The organism is Variovorax sp. GW821-FHT09B01, assembly GCF_059418345.1.
In genome coordinates this window covers 58,963-73,420 of the sequence record NZ_JBWKPQ010000037.1, presented here as the reverse complement: position 1 = coordinate 73,420, position 14,458 = coordinate 58,963, and the positions used below count along the sequence as shown (strand labels likewise).

General features: G+C 69.1%; 19 protein-coding genes. 8 read left to right on the top strand and 11 right to left on the bottom strand.

Annotation, left to right across the window (positions count from 1 at the left end):
* Positions 1–96 precede the first annotated feature (96 nt).
* Complete coding sequence (locus AC07RV_RS43875; protein ID WP_296777818.1) at positions 97–930, bottom strand: glycine-rich domain-containing protein; 834 nt, start codon at positions 928–930, stop codon at positions 97–99.
* A 19-nt stretch (positions 931–949) separates the two neighbouring features.
* Positions 950–2,008, bottom strand: a complete 1,059-nt coding sequence (murB, locus tag AC07RV_RS43870) for a UDP-N-acetylmuramate dehydrogenase (RefSeq protein WP_296777815.1) — start codon at positions 2,006–2,008, stop codon at positions 950–952.
* A 45-nt stretch (positions 2,009–2,053) separates the two neighbouring features.
* Between murB and AC07RV_RS43865 the strand changes: the two genes are divergently transcribed.
* The gene (locus tag AC07RV_RS43865; RefSeq protein ID WP_093340224.1) at positions 2,054–2,539 is read left to right on the top strand and encodes a YajQ family cyclic di-GMP-binding protein; all 486 of its coding nucleotides are present in this window, start codon (positions 2,054–2,056) and stop codon (positions 2,537–2,539) included.
* A 10-nt stretch (positions 2,540–2,549) separates the two neighbouring features.
* Complete coding sequence (locus AC07RV_RS43860; RefSeq protein WP_296777812.1) at positions 2,550–3,200, top strand: retropepsin-like aspartic protease family protein; 651 nt, start codon at positions 2,550–2,552, stop codon at positions 3,198–3,200.
* A gap of 13 nt (positions 3,201–3,213) precedes the next feature.
* Here AC07RV_RS43860 and AC07RV_RS43855 read toward each other — a convergent pair whose 3' ends face one another.
* The 3 genes from AC07RV_RS43855 to AC07RV_RS43845 form a co-directional block, all read right to left on the bottom strand.
* Positions 3,214–3,567: a RidA family protein gene (locus AC07RV_RS43855; RefSeq protein ID WP_093340227.1), complete on the bottom strand. Its 354-nt coding sequence runs from the start codon at positions 3,565–3,567 to the stop codon at positions 3,214–3,216.
* Positions 3,568–3,576: 9 nt separating this feature from the next.
* Positions 3,577–4,215, bottom strand: coding sequence for a glycerol-3-phosphate 1-O-acyltransferase PlsY (gene plsY / locus AC07RV_RS43850; RefSeq protein WP_296777807.1), 639 nt, complete (start codon positions 4,213–4,215; stop codon positions 3,577–3,579).
* 104 nt (positions 4,216–4,319) lie between these two features.
* Positions 4,320–4,814 carry an aminoacyl-tRNA deacylase gene (locus AC07RV_RS43845; protein ID WP_296777805.1) on the bottom strand — a complete coding sequence of 165 codons (495 nt, stop codon included), beginning with the start codon at positions 4,812–4,814 and terminating at the stop codon, positions 4,320–4,322.
* Between the two features lie 99 nt (positions 4,815–4,913).
* Between AC07RV_RS43845 and AC07RV_RS43840 the strand changes: the two genes are divergently transcribed.
* Genes AC07RV_RS43840 through AC07RV_RS43830 form a run of 3 tightly spaced genes read left to right on the top strand, consistent with a single transcriptional unit; the run spans position 4,914 to position 6,256 of the window.
* Positions 4,914–5,468 (top strand): DUF2975 domain-containing protein, encoded by a 555-nt coding sequence (locus tag AC07RV_RS43840; protein WP_093340232.1) that lies wholly within the window; start codon positions 4,914–4,916, stop codon positions 5,466–5,468.
* 3 nt (positions 5,469–5,471) lie between these two features.
* On the top strand, positions 5,472–5,687 hold the full coding sequence (locus AC07RV_RS43835; RefSeq protein ID WP_093340234.1) for a helix-turn-helix domain-containing protein: 216 nt from the start codon (positions 5,472–5,474) through the stop codon (positions 5,685–5,687).
* Entirely contained in the window at positions 5,663–6,256 is a 594-nt protein-coding gene (locus AC07RV_RS43830; protein WP_296777799.1) for a hypothetical protein, read from the top strand. The genes AC07RV_RS43835 and AC07RV_RS43830 overlap by 25 nt, the downstream gene beginning before the upstream one ends.
* A 9-nt stretch (positions 6,257–6,265) precedes the next feature.
* Here the strand turns inward: AC07RV_RS43830 and AC07RV_RS43825 are convergent, their stop codons facing one another.
* Positions 6,266–7,327, bottom strand: a complete 1,062-nt coding sequence (locus AC07RV_RS43825) for an aldo/keto reductase (protein WP_296777796.1) — start codon at positions 7,325–7,327, stop codon at positions 6,266–6,268.
* Between the two features lie 126 nt (positions 7,328–7,453).
* Here AC07RV_RS43825 and AC07RV_RS43820 point away from each other — a divergent pair, with 126 nt between their 5' ends.
* Entirely contained in the window at positions 7,454–8,380 is a 927-nt protein-coding gene (locus AC07RV_RS43820) for an alpha/beta fold hydrolase (protein ID WP_296777757.1), read from the top strand.
* Here AC07RV_RS43820 and AC07RV_RS43815 read toward each other — a convergent pair whose 3' ends face one another.
* Complete coding sequence (locus AC07RV_RS43815; RefSeq protein ID WP_296777754.1) at positions 8,381–9,079, bottom strand: aspartate/glutamate racemase family protein; 699 nt, start codon at positions 9,077–9,079, stop codon at positions 8,381–8,383.
* A gap of 108 nt (positions 9,080–9,187) precedes the next feature.
* Here AC07RV_RS43815 and AC07RV_RS43810 point away from each other — a divergent pair, with 108 nt between their 5' ends.
* Together AC07RV_RS43810 and AC07RV_RS43805 are read left to right on the top strand one after the other, a co-directional pair.
* A complete protein-coding gene (locus AC07RV_RS43810) occupies positions 9,188–10,006 on the top strand; it encodes a MetQ/NlpA family ABC transporter substrate-binding protein (protein ID WP_296777751.1) in 819 nt (272 codons plus the stop codon).
* A 7-nt stretch (positions 10,007–10,013) separates the two neighbouring features.
* A complete protein-coding gene (locus AC07RV_RS43805) occupies positions 10,014–11,372 on the top strand; it encodes an LLM class flavin-dependent oxidoreductase (protein WP_296777748.1) in 1,359 nt (452 codons plus the stop codon).
* Positions 11,373–11,421: 49 nt separating this feature from the next.
* Here AC07RV_RS43805 and AC07RV_RS43800 read toward each other — a convergent pair whose 3' ends face one another.
* The 4 genes from AC07RV_RS43800 to AC07RV_RS43785 are packed head-to-tail and all read right to left on the bottom strand — an operon-like array spanning position 11,422 to position 14,249.
* A complete protein-coding gene (locus tag AC07RV_RS43800) occupies positions 11,422–11,793 on the bottom strand; it encodes a hypothetical protein (protein ID WP_057594907.1) in 372 nt (123 codons plus the stop codon).
* Between the two features lie 29 nt (positions 11,794–11,822).
* A complete protein-coding gene (locus tag AC07RV_RS43795; RefSeq protein ID WP_208508281.1) occupies positions 11,823–12,647 on the bottom strand; it encodes a MetQ/NlpA family ABC transporter substrate-binding protein in 825 nt (274 codons plus the stop codon).
* A gap of 53 nt (positions 12,648–12,700) precedes the next feature.
* Positions 12,701–13,363 carry a methionine ABC transporter permease gene (locus AC07RV_RS43790; RefSeq protein WP_093340247.1) on the bottom strand — a complete coding sequence of 221 codons (663 nt, stop codon included), beginning with the start codon at positions 13,361–13,363 and terminating at the stop codon, positions 12,701–12,703.
* Positions 13,356–14,249: a methionine ABC transporter ATP-binding protein gene (locus AC07RV_RS43785; RefSeq protein WP_093340249.1), complete on the bottom strand. Its 894-nt coding sequence runs from the start codon at positions 14,247–14,249 to the stop codon at positions 13,356–13,358. Before AC07RV_RS43785 ends, AC07RV_RS43790 begins: the two co-directional genes overlap by 8 nt.
* Between the last annotated feature and the right edge of the window lie 209 nt (positions 14,250–14,458).

Sequence of the window (14,458 nt, the reverse complement as noted above, 5' to 3'; positions counted from 1 at the left end):
ATCGGGCGTCTATTGCCGGCATCAACGGGCCGGCTCTGGGTCCTTCTTAGGTGTCAACCTAGGGCAGGACGGGTCAGTGCCACCGTTACGGGGCGCTCAGTCCCCGCCGCCTCCGCCCCCGCAGCCCCCACCGCAGCCGCCGCCGTCACCACCGCCCGAATCCCCGCCGCCGCCATCGCCGCCGCTCGATTCGCTGCCGCCGAAGCCGCCCGCATCGCCGCCACAGCCACCGCTCGATGAGCCGCCTTCGCCGAAGCTCGTGCCGCAGTGGGCATCGGAGCCGGCCTGCCGGTCGATGTCGCGGCAGTCGGGCACGTAGTTGAAGCCACCCTCGATGCCGAACTTGACGTCGAGCGCGAACAGCAGCGGCAGCCGCGCCGGCTTGCGCGGATCGATGCTCTCCTCCTTGCAGGCCCAGTACCAGCTGCGGCGCAGCCCGTCGTTGCGCTTGGGATCGCGCCCCAGCACCTCGGCCGGCGTGTGGTGCAGCAGGCCGCCGAAGGCCGCCTGGCACCAGTGCTGGTAGCCCTGGGTATGGAGGATGAACTCGTGCCAGGCGGTGTCGGCCACCTTCGAGGGCATGCCGACGAACTTGCGCCCGCTGCGCAGGTGCGCCATGAAGAACTGCCGCAGGCCGCGCAGCACCAGCTCGGCATCGCGCCGGCTCAGCTGCGGATGGGCCGCGATCAGCTTGTGGACCAGGAAGGGCGGCAGCCGCGCCTCGCGGATGAACTGGCGGCGCAGGCTGGTCTCGAACCAGCCCATCACCGCCACCAGCAGGCCGGTGCCGATGAATCCCAGCGCCACGCTCCACCAGCGCCCGCGCGAGAACACCAGCGCGGCGATCGCCGCCACGATCACGAGCCGCCGCAGCCACACCAGCGCGGAAATGCGCCGGCGGTAGTTCAGGTGCAGGAAGTCGAGATCCATGCGGCCAGGCGGCGTCGGGTCAGACCACCACCGGCTCGGGCTCCAGCCGGATGCCGAAGCGCTCGTACACGCTGGTCTGGATCGCCTTGGCCAGCGTCATCACCTCGCCGCCGGTCACCGGGTTCTCGTTGCCGCCGCGGTTGACCAGCACCAGCGCCTGCTTCTCGTAGACGCCGGCATTGCCCACCGACTTGCCCTTCCAGCCGCAGGCGTCGATCAGCCAGCCAGCCGCGAGCTTGATGCTGCCGTCGTCCATCGGGTAGTGCACGATCTTCGGCTCGCGCGCGATGATGTCGGCGCACTGCTCGGGCGTGACGGTCGGGTTCTTGAAGAAGCTGCCCGCGTTGCCCAGCACCCGCCAGTCGGGCAGCTTGGCGCGGCGGATGGCGCAGATCCAGTCGAAGATGTCGTTCGCATCGGGCGTGAAGTTGCCGGTTTCCTCCATCCTGCGTTCCAGGTCGAGGTAGCCCGCCACCGCCTTCCAGGGCTTGGGCAGCCGGAAGCGCACGCGCGTGATCAGCGCGCGGCCCGCCAGGCCGAAGTCATTGGCGCCGCCCGCGCCGCGCACGTGCTTGAACACCGAGTCGCGGTAGCCGAAGGCGCATTGCGCCGCGTCGAGCGTGAAGCTGCGGCCGGTTTCCAGATCGAAGGCATCGAGCGAATCGAAGCGGTCCTGCAGTTCGACGCCGTAGGCGCCGATGTTCTGCACCGGCGCACCGCCCACCGTGCCCGGGATCATCGCGAGGTTCTCGAGCCCCGGATAGCCCTGCGCCAGGGTCCACTGCACGGTGTCGTGCCAGACCTCGCCGGCGCCGGCCTCCACGATCCAGGCGCGCGGCGTCTCCTCGACCAGCCGGCGGCCCTGGATCTCCACCTTCAGGACCAGCGGCTTCACGTCACCGGTCAACACGATATTGCTGCCGCCACCCAGCACGAAACGCGGCGCGTCGCGCCATTCGGTGTCGGCATGCAGCGCGGCCAGGTCGGCCTCGCTCGCGATGCGCACCAGGTGCTGCGCGCGCGCGACGATGCCGAAGCTGTTGTACGGCTGCAGCGGGACGTTGTGCTCCACGATCATGGGAGAATTGTCGCATCCAGCTACCGTGACATCTGAGGAGAGCCCATGCCGTCTTTCGACACCGTCTGCGAACCCAATCTGCCCGAGGTCAAGAACGCCGTCGAGAACACCGCCAAGGAAATCGCCACCCGTTTCGACTTCAAGGGCACCGCGGCTGCCGTCGAGCTCAAGGACAAGGAGATCACCATGACCGGCGATGCCGAGTTCCAGCTCGTGCAGGTCGAGGACATCCTGCGCAGCAAGCTCACCAAGCGCAGCGTCGACGTGCGTTTCCTCGACAAGGGCGACGTGCAGAAGATCGGCGGTGACAAGGTCAAGCAGGTCATCAAGATCAAGAACGGCATCGAGGGCGACATCGCCAAGAAGATCCAGCGCCTGATCAAGGACAGCAAGATCAAGGTGCAGGCCGCGATCCAGGGCGACGCGGTGCGCGTCACCGGCGCCAAGCGCGACGACCTGCAGGCCGCCATGGCGCTGATCAAGAAGGACGTGCCGGATACCCCGCTGTCCTTCAACAACTTCCGCGACTGAGTCCCGGCCCATGAAGGCTTGCGCCGTCGCCGCGTTCGTTCTGGCCGCGGTGGCGGCATCGTCGGCGCTCGCGGCCGACTCGGTGATGCTGACCGGCACCATCGGCAGCCGCGCGATCCTGATCGTCAACGGCAGCGCGCCCAAGACGGTGGCGGTGGGCGAAACCTTCCAGGGCGTGAAGCTGGTCTCGCTGCAGTCCGAGCAGGCGGTGGTCGAGTCCGCGGGCAAGCGCGTCACGCTGCGCATGGACACGCCCGTGAGCATCGGCGGCGGCGGCTCTTCGGGCGGCAGCGGCAACCGCATCGTGCTGCCGGCCGACAGCCGCGGCCATTTCATGACCCAGGGCCTGATCAACGATCGCCCGGTCACCTTCATGCTCGACACCGGCGCGACCACGGTCGCCATGTCGGTGGCCGACGCGCAGCGCATCGGCCTCGACTACAGCAAGGGCCGGCCGGTGCAGGTCAACACCGCCAACGGCGTGGCGCCCGGCTATCTGCTGCGGCTGCGCTCGGTGCGCGTGGGCGACGTCGAGGTCTACGACCTCGAGGCCATCGTCTCGCCGCAGTCCATGCCCTTCGTGCTGCTGGGCAACAGCTTCATCAACCGCTTCTCGATGCGGCGCGACGCCGACCAGATGGTGCTCGAGAAGCGCTATTGAAAGCGCGGCCCGATCAGGCCTGCGCTGCGGTCACCACGATCTCGATCTTGTAGCCGGCGTTGGCCATCTTGGCCTGCACCGTCGCGCGCGGCGGCGTGTTGCCGGCTGGGATCCAGGCGTCCCAGACCTCGTTCATCGCCGTGATGTCGGCGATGTCGGCCAGGAAGATCTGCGTCATGAGGATGCGCGACTTGTCGCTGCCGGCCTCGGCCAGCAGGCGGTCGACCATGGCCAGCACCTGCTGGGTCTGGCCGCGGATGTCCTGCGTGGTGTCGTCGGGCACCTGGCCCGCGAGGTAGATGGTGCCGTTGTGCACCGCGGTCTCGGAAAGACGCGGTCCGACGTGGAAGCGGGTGATGGTGCCCATGGTGATCCTTCAGTCCTTTTTCTTTTTGGAGCCCAGTCTGGACTCGGTGCCGGCGGCGAGCCGGCGGATGTTCTCGCGATGCCGCCAGATCAGCAGCAGGCTCATGACGATGATGGCGACCAGCGCCGTGCGGCTCAGCGGCCACGCGATGCCGCCGCCGATCAGGTAGTAGGCCGGCGCGAAGAAGGCGGCGACCAGCGAGGAGAGCGACGAGTAGCGGAAGAACACCGCGATGATCAGCCAGGTGGCGCCGGTCGCGAGCCCGAGCCAGGGCGCGATGCCGACCAGCACGCCGGCCGCCGTCGCCACGCCCTTGCCGCCCTGGAAGCCGAAGAACACCGGGTACAGGTGGCCGAGAAAGGCGGCCACGCCGGCCACCGCGGCCACGCCGTCGTCCAGGCCCCATTGCGCGCCCCAGTGGCGGATCACGAACACCGGCACCCAGCCCTTGATCGCGTCGAGCAGCAGCGTGGCCAGCGCCGCGCCCTTGTTGCCCGAGCGCAGCACGTTGGTCGCGCCAGGGTTCTTGCTGCCGTAGCTGCGCGGGTCGGCCATGCCGAGCGCCCTGCTCACGATGACGGCGAAGGACAGCGAGCCGAGCAGGTACGACGCCACGATGGCGATCAGGGTAGGCAGGTGAAAGGTCAAGGCGGGTCTCCGCGGATCGGTGTTGTTCTTCGGGGGGACGCATCGCCGCGCCGATGCGCCCCGGGCGGGACGCGCAGCGCCGGCGATCGAATCGCAGGAGCCGGCTATTCTGCCAGCGCGCACTCCACCGGCGTCGCGCCCAGCAGCTGCACGCACACCTGCGGGTCGATGCCGATCAGGTAGCCGCGCCGCCCGCCGTTGAGCACGATGCGCGGCAGCGCGAGCACCGTCGCCTCCACGTACACCGGCATCTCGCGCTTGGTGCCGAAGGGCGAGGTGCCGCCCACCATGTAGCCACTGTGGCGCTGCGCCACCTCGGGCTTGCAGGGCTCGACCGACTTGGCGCCGATCTGCCGCGCGAGGTTCTTGGTCGACACCGTGCGGTTGCCATGCATCAGCACCAGCAGCGGCTTGGCGTCCTGGTCCTGCATCACCAGCGTCTTGATCACCATGAACGGATCGAGCCCCAGCATCTCGGCGCCGCGCTGGGCGCCGCCCTGCTCCATGTATTCGTAGGGGTGCTCGGTGAACGCGACCTTGTGGGCGCGCAAGAGCTGGGTGGCGGGCGTCTCGGAGACGTGGGCGTTCTTCTTGGCCATGGCAAACGGTAAGGACAGCACCCCTTCAGGAGCGCTTCAGCAAAAAACTTATTGTTTTACGATAAACTTTTATCGATTCACAACCAACATGGGTGCGCCATGCAGCATACGCCAGCCTCGCCCTCGCTTCATCTCGCGCGGCATGCCCGCGTCGTCCAGGCGCTGGCCCTCGCGGGCGCGGCGCTGCTCGTCGTGCAGCCGCTGCTCCTGCTGCTGGCCCACCGCTGGGAATGGACCGGCTTCCTCGGCGCCGCGAGCTTCCTCGGCCTGCCCGGCCCACCACCCGACGAAGCCGCGCGCTGGCGCACCGCACTGGTCAGCCTGCTGCCCGTGGGCGGCGGCCTGTATGCGCTGCGGCAGATCTGGCGGCTGTTCGGCGAGTACCGCCACGGCCGCGTGTTCGGCGCCGCCGCGCAAGACGCGCTGATGCGCTTCGCCTGGGCCGTGCTGCTGCTGTCGCTGCTGTTGCCGCTCGCGCGCGGCCTCATGACCGTGGCGCAGAGCCTGGGCAATCCGCCGGGCCAGCGCTTCCTGGCGCTGAGCTTCTCGTGGTTCGACGGCCTGCACATCCTGTTCGGCGCGGTGCTGGTGGCGATCGCGCGCGTCATGGTCGAGGCGCGGCGGCTGGCCGACGACAACGCGGGCTTCGTCTGAACGATGCCCATCGTCGTCAACCTCGACGTGATGCTGGCGCGGCGCAAGATGCGCTCGCGCGAACTGGCCGAGCACGTGGGCATCACCGAGCAGAACCTCTCGCTGCTCAAGAGCGGCAAGGTGCGCGGCGTGCGCTTCGATACGCTGGAGCGCATCTGCGAGGCGCTGCAGTGCCAGCCGGGCGACCTGCTCGAATGGCGGAGCGACGCGGGCGACTGATGCGGCGGCTGTTCCTGCCGGCGCTCGTGCTGGCCGTGGTCGCCGCGCATGTGGCGGTGCTGTGGTTGCTGCTCGTGGCGACGCGGCCGCACGCGCGGCCGGTCTTTCCGGTGCAGCGGGTCGTCGAGATCGCATGGGTCGATGTGCCGAAGCCGCGCGCAGCGCCGGTGCGGGTCGAGCCCAGGGCATCGGCCCCGGCAGCGGCACGCGTGCGGGCTGCGCCCACACGCAGCGCGACAAGGCCCGAGCCGGCACCGCGCGATGCCGTCGCCGCCCCGGCCGAAGCGTCCGCTGCGATTGCAGCACCGCCCGCCCCGCTGATCCTGAATTCCGAAGCCACCCGCCGCGCCCTGCGCGACAGCGATCGCGTGCCCTCGTTCGCCGAACGCGCCAACCAGGCACTGAACCCGGCCGGCACGCGCGCCGCGCTCGACAGCCGCCTGAGCGCGGGCCTGTCGGGCGCCGCGCACGGCGACTGCATGAAGGGCCAGTTCAAGGGCGGCGACATGGGCCTGCTGAGCCTGCCCGCGCTTGCGCTGGCGGCCGCGCGCGGCGAATGCGCGCGCTGAACGAGAAGATCAGGCCGCAGGGTCGCGGATCTCCCAGCGGATCGCGTCGACCTGCGCGAGCAGTTCGGGCGACAGCGTCGTGCCCCAGGCATCGATGTCCTCGTCGAGCTGCTCGACCGTGCGCACGCCGATGATGGTGCTCGCCACCTGCCACTTGGTGTAGCAGAAGGCCAGCGCGAGCTTCACCGGCGTCAGGCCGTTGTCGAGCGCGAGCTGGTTGTAGCGGCGCGCGGCCTTGAGCGCGTCGGGCCGGCCCCAGCGCAGCTTGCGCACCGATTCGTAGCGCGTGATGCGAGCTTCCTGCGGCGCGTCCGGGCCGGTGATGCCGCTCTGGTCGTACTTGCCCGTCAGGAGGCCGTAGGCCAGCGGCGAATAGGCCAGCAGCGACACGCCGAGCCGGTGCATGGTTTCGTCGAGGCCGTTCTCTGCGCCGCGGCTCGCGAGGTTGTAGACGTTCTGCACCGTCGCCACGCGCGGCAGGCCGTGTTCCTCGGCCAGCCGCACGAACTCGTGCACGCCATAGGGCGTCTCGTTCGACAGGCCGATGGCGCGGATCTTCCCGGCCTTCACCAGCCCGGCCAGCGCCTCGAGCTGTTCGCGGATCGGGGTCTGCGAGACCTCCTTGGCCGGGTCGTAGTAGATGTTGCCGAAGGCCGGCACATGGCGCTCGGGCCAGTGGATCTGGTAGAGGTCGATCACGTCCGTCTGCAGCCGCTTGAGGCTCGCCTCGCACGAGGCCACGATGTCCGCGCCCGTCATGCCCACGCCTTCGCGCACCCAGGGCGTGTTGCGCAGCGGGCCCGCGACCTTGCTCGCCAGCGTCAGCTTCCGGCGCGCGCCGGGGTTGGCCGCGAACCAGTTGCCGATGATGGTCTCGGTCGCGCCGTAGGTCTCCTGGCGCGTGGGCACCGAGTACATCTCGGCCGTGTCGATGAAGTCGACGCCGCGCTCGAGCGAGCGCGCCAGGATGGCATGGGCCGTGGACTCGTCGACCTGCTCGCCGAAGGTCATGGTGCCGAGGCAGATGGGCGTGACGTGAAGGTCGCTCTGACCGAGTCTGATTTTTTGCATGCGCGGAAATGTACCGCCGGGCTCCGCGGCGCGCTGGCGGTGGTGCCAAACCCGAGCGGCGCGGCCGTCACGCCACTGTCGTCTGGCGGACTGTGCGCTTCGACCCGGCTCCTTATCATCGGAGCCATGTACCACGCCCTCCGTCCCTCGCACAGCGAATTCGTGCCCGTGCGCAACCTCCGCTACCACGTGCGGCTCTGGGGCCAGCCCTCGGCCGAGCGGCCGCCGCTGGTGCTGGTGCACGGCTGGATGGACGTGGCCGCCTCCTGGCAGTTCGTGGTCGACGCGCTCGCCGAGGAGCGCTTCATCGTCGCGCCCGACTGGCGCGGCTTCGGCCTCACCGATGGCGGCGGGGTCGACAACTACTGGCTGCCCGACTACCTGGCCGACCTCGAATGGCTGCTCGACCACTACGCGGGCGAAGGCGAGGCCGCGCGTCCGGTCGACCTCGTGGGCCACAGCATGGGCGGCAACGTCGTCATGCACTACGCGGGCGTGCGGCCCGAGCGCATCCGCCGGCTGGTCAACCTCGAGGGCTTCGGCATGCCCGCGCGCCAGCCCGAGGAAGCGCCCGCGCGCTACGGCCAGTGGATCGACGAACTCAAGCGGCTGCACCGCGGCGAACTCGAGCTCGCCGGCTACTCGGCCGTCGACGGCGTGGCGCGCCGGCTCATGAAGACCAACCCGCGGCTGTCGCAGGACAAGGCCGACTGGCTCGCGAGCCACTGGTCGGCCAGCCGCGTTCAGCCCGACGGCAGCGCGCGCTGGCAGATCCTCGGCGAGGCCGCGCACAAGGTCATCAACGCCAACATCTTCCGCGTCGACGAGGTGCGCGCGCTCTATGCGCGCATTGCCGCGCCCACGCTGATGATCGAAGCGGCCGACGACAGCCTCCAGGGCTGGTGGAAGAACCGCTATACGCTCGAGGAGTTCCACCAGCGCCTGGCCTCGGTGCCCTCGGTACGCATCGAGCAGCTGGCCGATGCCGGCCACATGCTGCACCACGACCAGCCGCAGCGGGTGGCGAAGCTGATCGAGGATTTCCTCGCCTAGTCAGGCCGGCTGCACCGCCCGCCGCAACGCCGCGCGCGCCAGCAGCCGCGTCGAGTCGAGCGTCGGCAGCGCCGAGTTCGCATCGCTGATGATCAGCGGGATCTCGGTGCAGCCCAGCACCACCGCGTCGCAGCCCTCCTCTACCTTCATGCGCTCGATCACGCGCTGGAAGCTCGCCACGCCCTCGGGGCTGAAGATGCCGTTGACCAGCTCGTCCATGATCACGCGCCCGGTCTCGTCGCGCTCCTGCGCGTTCGGCCGGCGGTACTCGAGGCCGCGCGCCGCGAGCCTCGACGGATAGACCTCGCTGTCGACCAGCCAGCGCGTGCCCGTGATGCCGATGCGCCGGAAGCCGCGCCGCACGGCCTCGTCGGCCGCCACCTCGGCGATGTGCAGCCAGGGCAGCGGCGAACGCGGCGCCACGTAGTCGAAGGCCTGGTGGATCGTGTTGTCGGGGCAAATCAAAAAGTCGGCACCCGCGGCCTGCAGCTTGCGCGCCGAAGCGAGCATCAGCTCGCCCACACCGGCCACGTCGCCCGCATCGAGGCAGCGCACGTAGTCCGCGAGCGAGGGCGTGTGCATCGACACCTCCGGGTGCGCGTGGGGGCCGAGCAGCGCGGCGCCCTCCACGCAGATGGTCTTGTAGCAAAGGGCCGCGCCTTCGGCGGAGCAGCCCACGATTCCGATGTGTTGGGTCATGCCAGCGATCCTATGACCGCTGTCCGCATATGCAAGCTTACGAATATTCGTTCGCGCGCGCGGCAGCGGCTCCTAGAGTGCCCGGTTCAGTTCTGGAGCCCCTCTCTCATGCGCCCTCTCGCCCTTTCCCGCCGCCTGGCTCTGGCCGGCGGCCTCGCCCTCGCACTGGGCCTCGCCAGCGCGGCCCAGGCCGCCGACCTGCGCGTCGGCTTCATGCCGGGCCCGTACCGCGACGCCTTCACCAAGGGCATCGAGCCCCAGCTCGCCAAGCTCGGCTACACCGTCAAGTACGTCGAGTTCAGCCAGGGCGTGCAGCCCAACGACGCGGTCGAGCGCGGCCAGATCGACGCCAACATCTTCCAGCACACGCTCTACCTCAACGCCACCAACCAGCAGCAGAACTTCGACCTGGTGCCGATCGTCCACGTGCCGACGCCGCCGATGGGCCTCTATTCGCAGCGCCACAAGTCGCTGGCCAGCGTGCCCGATGGCGCCACCGTCACGCTGCCGGCCGACCCGGTGAACGCGGCGCGCGCGCTCAACATCCTCGCGGCCATCGGCTGGGTGCAGCTCAAGACCGGCGTGAACCCGCTGAGCGTGTCCGAGCGCGACATCGCGAGCAACCCCAAGCGCCTGAAGCTGGTGCCGCTCGATGCCGCCCAGGCACCGCGCTCGCTGGCCGACGCCGACCTCGCCGCCGTGCAGGGCAACTTCGCCGTCGCCTCGGGCCTCAAGCTCACCGAGGCGCTCAAGCTCGAGGACATGACCCTGCCCTACGTCAACGTGGTGGCGGTCAAGCGCGGCAACGAGAACGCGAAGTTCGCGAAGGACATCGTCGCGGCCTACCAGTCGCCCGAGTTCCAGCGCGTCTTCCTCGCCAATCCCGTGTGGGCCGGCTACCGGCTGCCCGACTACTTCTCGAAATGACCGACCGATGAGCGGCTCCGCCACCCGCAGCGCGCCTCCCCGGCGGCTGCACCTGAACGTCAACATCCTGCACTCGGGCTTCGTGCCCTCGGCCTGGCGCCTGCCCGAGGCCGACCCCTGGGCCTTCGCCGACATCCGGCACTACATCCGCACCGCGCAGATCGCGGAAGCGGGCAAGCTCGACGCGATCTTCCTGGCCGACAACGCGGCCATCGTCGACCAGATCCACTTCCGCCCGATCACCGCGCTCGAGCCCACCATCCTGCTGGCCTGCGTGGCCGCGGCCACCACCCACATCGGGCTGATCGCGACCGCCTCGACCAGCTACAACGAGCCCTACAACATCGCGCGCCGCTTCTCCACGCTCGACCACGTGAGCAATGGCCGCGCGGGCTGGAACATGGTGACCACGGCCGACCTGCCCTCGGCGCGCAACTTCGGCCTCGAGGCCACGCCCGACCATGCGAAGCGCTACGCGCGCGCCTCGGAGTTCGCCGACATCGTGAAGGCGCTGTGGGACAGCTGGGAAGACGGCGCCTTCGTCGGCGACAAGGCCGCGGGCAGCTTCGTCGACGCCACCAAGGTGCACGCCATCGCGCACCGCGGCGAGCACTTCGCGGTGCAGGGCCCGCTGAACCTGCCGCGCGCGCCGCAGGGCCATCCGGTGCTGGTGCAGGCCGGCGCCTCGGCCGACGGGCGCGAGCTCGCCTCGCGCCATGCCGAGGCCGTGTTCTCGGCCTCGCAGTCCTTCGAGGAATCGCTGACCTATGCACGCGCCCTCAAGACCCGCGCGGCCGAACTGGGCCGCGGCCCCGACGCGGTGAAGGTGCTCGCGGGCCTCACCACCATCGTCGGCGGCACCGAGGCCGAGGCGCTGCGCCGCCGCGACGAGCTGGTCGACCTGATCCCGTGGGACTACAGCCTCACGCGCATCGCGGGCACGCTGGGCATCGCGCCCGATCGCCTCAAGCTCGACGAGCGCCTGCCCGAGAACCTGCCGCTGCCCGGCAATGGCAACGGCAACCACACCTTCTTCAACGCGGTGGTGGCGGCGGGCCGCACCCATGGCTACACGGTGCGCCAGCTGATCCGCGAACTCGCGGGCGGCGGCGGCCACCGCGTGATCGTGGGCACGCCCGAGCAGATCGCCGACGACATCGAGCACTGGTTCAAGGGCGGCGCGGCCGACGGCTTCAACCTCATGCCCGATGCGCTGCCGCACGGGCTCGAACATTTCGTCGACGGGGTGGTGCCGATCCTGCAGAAGCGCGGGCTGTTTCGCACCGAGTACGAGGGGCGCACCCTGCGCGATCACCTCGGGCTGGCGCGGCCCGAAGGTCGGACGGCGCAGCGCCTGGCGGCTTAGAAAGAAGAAGGAGAAACGCCGCTCGGGGGAGCGGCGGCGGCGGCGAACCTCAGCCCTCGTCGGCGTCGTTCCCCGTCAGCGACAGCACCTCTTCGACGAAGGCCTCGAAGCCCGGCAGCGCCGCATGCGGCAGCGCATCGTCCGCGCCCTCGCCGTCGTCGAAGAACACCCGGGCCCGCCCCACCGGCAGCGCGACCCATTCGCCGGCCTCGAGCAGCAGGCCCAGATAGCCCTCGCCCTCAGGCACGTAGAACAACCCGGCCTGCCCGAGCACGCGGACCTCCTCGCCCGCGAGCGGCGCGGGGGCGTCCTCGCGCCCCCATCGCACGCCCTGCGCGGCCAGCCGGTCGGTAATCCAGCCGTCGCACACATGGGTGTCGCTCCAGCTCGCTTGCGCATCGAACACGGCCAGCACGGGCATGGGAAGGTCCCTCTCAGGAAAGTAGTTGGTTATTGCAGGAAGCTGGGCTTCGCGTAGCCCTGGAACTTCGTGTCGACCACCGTCTTGAACTCCTTCGAGTGGTAGGCCTCCACGAGGTCCTTGGCCCAGGCGGTGTTCTTGTCCGCGGTCTTCACGGCCACGACATTCAGGTAGTAGTCGGGCGTCTTCTCGAGCACCACCGCTTCGGTGAGCTTCAGGCCCGAGGAGATCGCGAAGTTGCCGTTGATGATCGCGTACTCGGTGTCGCCGAGCGAGCGCGGCAATTGTGCGGCCTCGAGCGGAATGAACTTCAGCTTCTTGGGGTTGTCGGCCACGTCCTTCTCGGAAGCGCGCAGCGGATCCACGCCCTGCTTGATCGTGATCAGCTTGTTCTGCTCCAGCAGCACCAGCGCGCGCGCCAGGTTGCTCGGGTCGTTCGGCAGCGTCACGCGGTCGCCTTCCTTCAAGTCGGCCAGCGTCTTGCGCTTGGTCGAGTACACGCCCAGCGGCGCGATCGGGCCCTGCACCAGCTCGGCGAGATCCAGCTTCTGGTCGGCCGCGAATTTCTTCAGGTAGACCTGGTGCTGGAAGAAGTTGGCGTCGAGCGAGCCCTGGGCCAGCGCCAGGTTGGGCTGCACGTAATCGTTGAATTCGACCAGCTTCACCTTGTAGCCCTTCTTCTCGAGGATCGGCACGATGCCTTGCTTGAGCTGGTCGATGTTCGAGCCGGCGGTGCCGCCGATCGTGAGGTTCTTCTTGGCGTCCTGAGCCTGCGCCGGCAGCGAGAGGCCGCCGAGCGACAGCGCGGCGAGGGACAGGGCGAGGACGGAACGGCGCAGCAGTGCGGTGGTCATGACGGAAGGCTTTGCAGGAAAGAAAGAGAAAAGGGAACGGGAGAAAAAACGAATCAACGCTTGTCGAGCCTGCGCGCCGCAGTGTTGCCGACGAATTGCAGGATCTGTACCAGCACCACGAGCAGCGCCACGGTGAGCACCATCACGTCGGTCTGGAAGCGGTAGTAGCCGTAGCGGATGGCCAGGTCGCCGATGCCGCCGCCGCCCACCACGCCGGCGATCGCCGAGTAGGAGAGAAAGCTCACCGCCAGCACCGTGAGCGCCAGCACCAGGCCCGAGCGGGCCTCGACCACCAGCACGCGCCAGACGATCTGCAGCTCCGAGGCGCCCATCGCATGGGCCGCCTCGATCACGCCGCGCGGCACCTCGCGCAGGCACTGGTCGACCAGCCGCGCGAAATAGGGAATGGCCGCGAAGGACAGCGGCACCGCCGCGGCCAGCGGCCCGATCGAGGTGCCCGCGATGATGCGCGTGAACGGCACCAGCGCCACCAGCAGGATGATGAAGGGGAAGGAGCGCACCGTGTTCACGAGCCAGTTCAGGATCAGGAACGCGGGCCGGTTGGCGAGCGACTGGCCCGGGCCGAGCAGGAACAGCAGGATGCCCAGCGGCCCGCCGATCAGCACCGCGGCCGACAGGCCGATGGCCAGCATCATGAAGGTCTGGCCGGTCGCGACCCAGAGCTCGGGAAGGATGGGGGCGATGTTCTCAAACATAGGCCACCTCCAGCGCGCTGCGTTGCGTGGCGACCGGGGCGCTGGCCGAGGCGGCTTCGCCAGCCTCGCGCGCTTCGCGTGCATCGCGTTCGCGGCGCCGCACCAGCTCGTCGATCTCGCGGCCCAGCGCGGTCTTGCGCGCCTCGCTCGGCGCGGCGTCGACCTCGAACTGCTCGACCAGCCGGCCCTTCTCGAGGATCGCCACGTTGCGGCACAGCACCTCGACCACCGACAGCTCGTGCGTCACGATCACGATGGTCACGCCGATCTTCTGGTTGATGTCGCGCAAGGTCTCGAGCAGCGAGCGCGTGGTCTCGCTGTCGAGTGCCGAGGTCGGTTCGTCGCACAGCAGCACCTGCGGGCGCGGCGCCAGCGCGCGGGCGATCGCCACGCGCTGCTTCTGGCCGCCCGAGAGCTGGGCCGGGTAGGTGTCGATCTTTTCCGACAGGCCCACCAGTTCCAGGCATTCGCGCACCCGGGCATCGATCTCGGCGCGCGAGTGGCGACCGTGGATCTTCAGCGGGAAGGCCACGTTGTCGAACACCGTGGCGTTCTGCAGCAGGTTGAACTGCTGGAAGATCATGCCGATGTTCTGGCGCGTGTCGCGCAGCTCGCGGCGCGACAGCGTCGTGAGGTCGCGCCCGCCGACCAGCACGCGGCCCGCGTCGGGCCGCTCGAGCAGGTTGATCAGGCGCAGAAGGGTCGACTTGCCGGCGCCGCTCTTGCCGATCAGGCCGAACACGTCGCCCTGCTGGATGTCGAGCGACAGCGATTGCACGGCGTCGAAGACCTCGCCGCTGGGCAGCGCGAAGGACTTCTGCACCGACTGGAGGCGGATGACCGGTTCCGCGCTGCCGCGGGCCGGGTCGGACGATGGGTTGCTCATGTCTGGGGGAACCAAGGAACGGATGCGTGCGGCCGCCAGGAAAAACCATCGGCCACGGATTCGCAAAAAGGTGCCGAGTATGAAAAGAAAGGCATCGAAAGGGAACGAACAAATCGGGCGATGCTTATTCCTGAAAACACATAAAGAAGCGCAAACGTTCAACCACATACACCATAAAGCGAGCAGGGGCTCCCATATGGATATGCGCA

What these genes read in the sequence shown, in the direction of transcription:
- AC07RV_RS43790 (WP_093340247.1), bottom strand. Translation starts at nt 13,363, where the DNA reads ATGTTTGAGAACATCGCCCCCATCCTTCCCGAGCTCTGGGTCGCGACC.
- AC07RV_RS43875 (WP_296777818.1), bottom strand. Translation starts at nt 930, where the DNA reads ATGGATCTCGACTTCCTGCACCTGAACTACCGCCGGCGCATTTCCGCG.
- AC07RV_RS43825 (WP_296777796.1), bottom strand. Translation starts at nt 7,327, where the DNA reads ATGCAAAAAATCAGACTCGGTCAGAGCGACCTTCACGTCACGCCCATC.
- AC07RV_RS43800 (WP_057594907.1), bottom strand. Translation starts at nt 11,793, where the DNA reads ATGCCCGTGCTGGCCGTGTTCGATGCGCAAGCGAGCTGGAGCGACACC.
- AC07RV_RS43840 (WP_093340232.1), top strand. Translation starts at nt 4,914, where the DNA reads ATGCAGCATACGCCAGCCTCGCCCTCGCTTCATCTCGCGCGGCATGCC.
- AC07RV_RS43845 (WP_296777805.1), bottom strand. Translation starts at nt 4,814, where the DNA reads ATGGCCAAGAAGAACGCCCACGTCTCCGAGACGCCCGCCACCCAGCTC.
- AC07RV_RS43860 (WP_296777812.1), top strand. Translation starts at nt 2,550, where the DNA reads ATGAAGGCTTGCGCCGTCGCCGCGTTCGTTCTGGCCGCGGTGGCGGCA.
- AC07RV_RS43810 (WP_296777751.1), top strand. Translation starts at nt 9,188, where the DNA reads ATGCGCCCTCTCGCCCTTTCCCGCCGCCTGGCTCTGGCCGGCGGCCTC.
- AC07RV_RS43785 (WP_093340249.1), bottom strand. Translation starts at nt 14,249, where the DNA reads ATGAGCAACCCATCGTCCGACCCGGCCCGCGGCAGCGCGGAACCGGTC.
- AC07RV_RS43865 (WP_093340224.1), top strand. Translation starts at nt 2,054, where the DNA reads ATGCCGTCTTTCGACACCGTCTGCGAACCCAATCTGCCCGAGGTCAAG.
- murB (WP_296777815.1), bottom strand. Translation starts at nt 2,008, where the DNA reads ATGATCGTGGAGCACAACGTCCCGCTGCAGCCGTACAACAGCTTCGGC.
- AC07RV_RS43835 (WP_093340234.1), top strand. Translation starts at nt 5,472, where the DNA reads ATGCCCATCGTCGTCAACCTCGACGTGATGCTGGCGCGGCGCAAGATG.
- AC07RV_RS43855 (WP_093340227.1), bottom strand. Translation starts at nt 3,567, where the DNA reads ATGGGCACCATCACCCGCTTCCACGTCGGACCGCGTCTTTCCGAGACC.
- AC07RV_RS43830 (WP_296777799.1), top strand. Translation starts at nt 5,663, where the DNA reads ATGGCGGAGCGACGCGGGCGACTGATGCGGCGGCTGTTCCTGCCGGCG.
- AC07RV_RS43820 (WP_296777757.1), top strand. Translation starts at nt 7,454, where the DNA reads ATGTACCACGCCCTCCGTCCCTCGCACAGCGAATTCGTGCCCGTGCGC.
- AC07RV_RS43815 (WP_296777754.1), bottom strand. Translation starts at nt 9,079, where the DNA reads ATGACCCAACACATCGGAATCGTGGGCTGCTCCGCCGAAGGCGCGGCC.
- AC07RV_RS43795 (WP_208508281.1), bottom strand. Translation starts at nt 12,647, where the DNA reads ATGACCACCGCACTGCTGCGCCGTTCCGTCCTCGCCCTGTCCCTCGCC.
- AC07RV_RS43805 (WP_296777748.1), top strand. Translation starts at nt 10,014, where the DNA reads ATGAGCGGCTCCGCCACCCGCAGCGCGCCTCCCCGGCGGCTGCACCTG.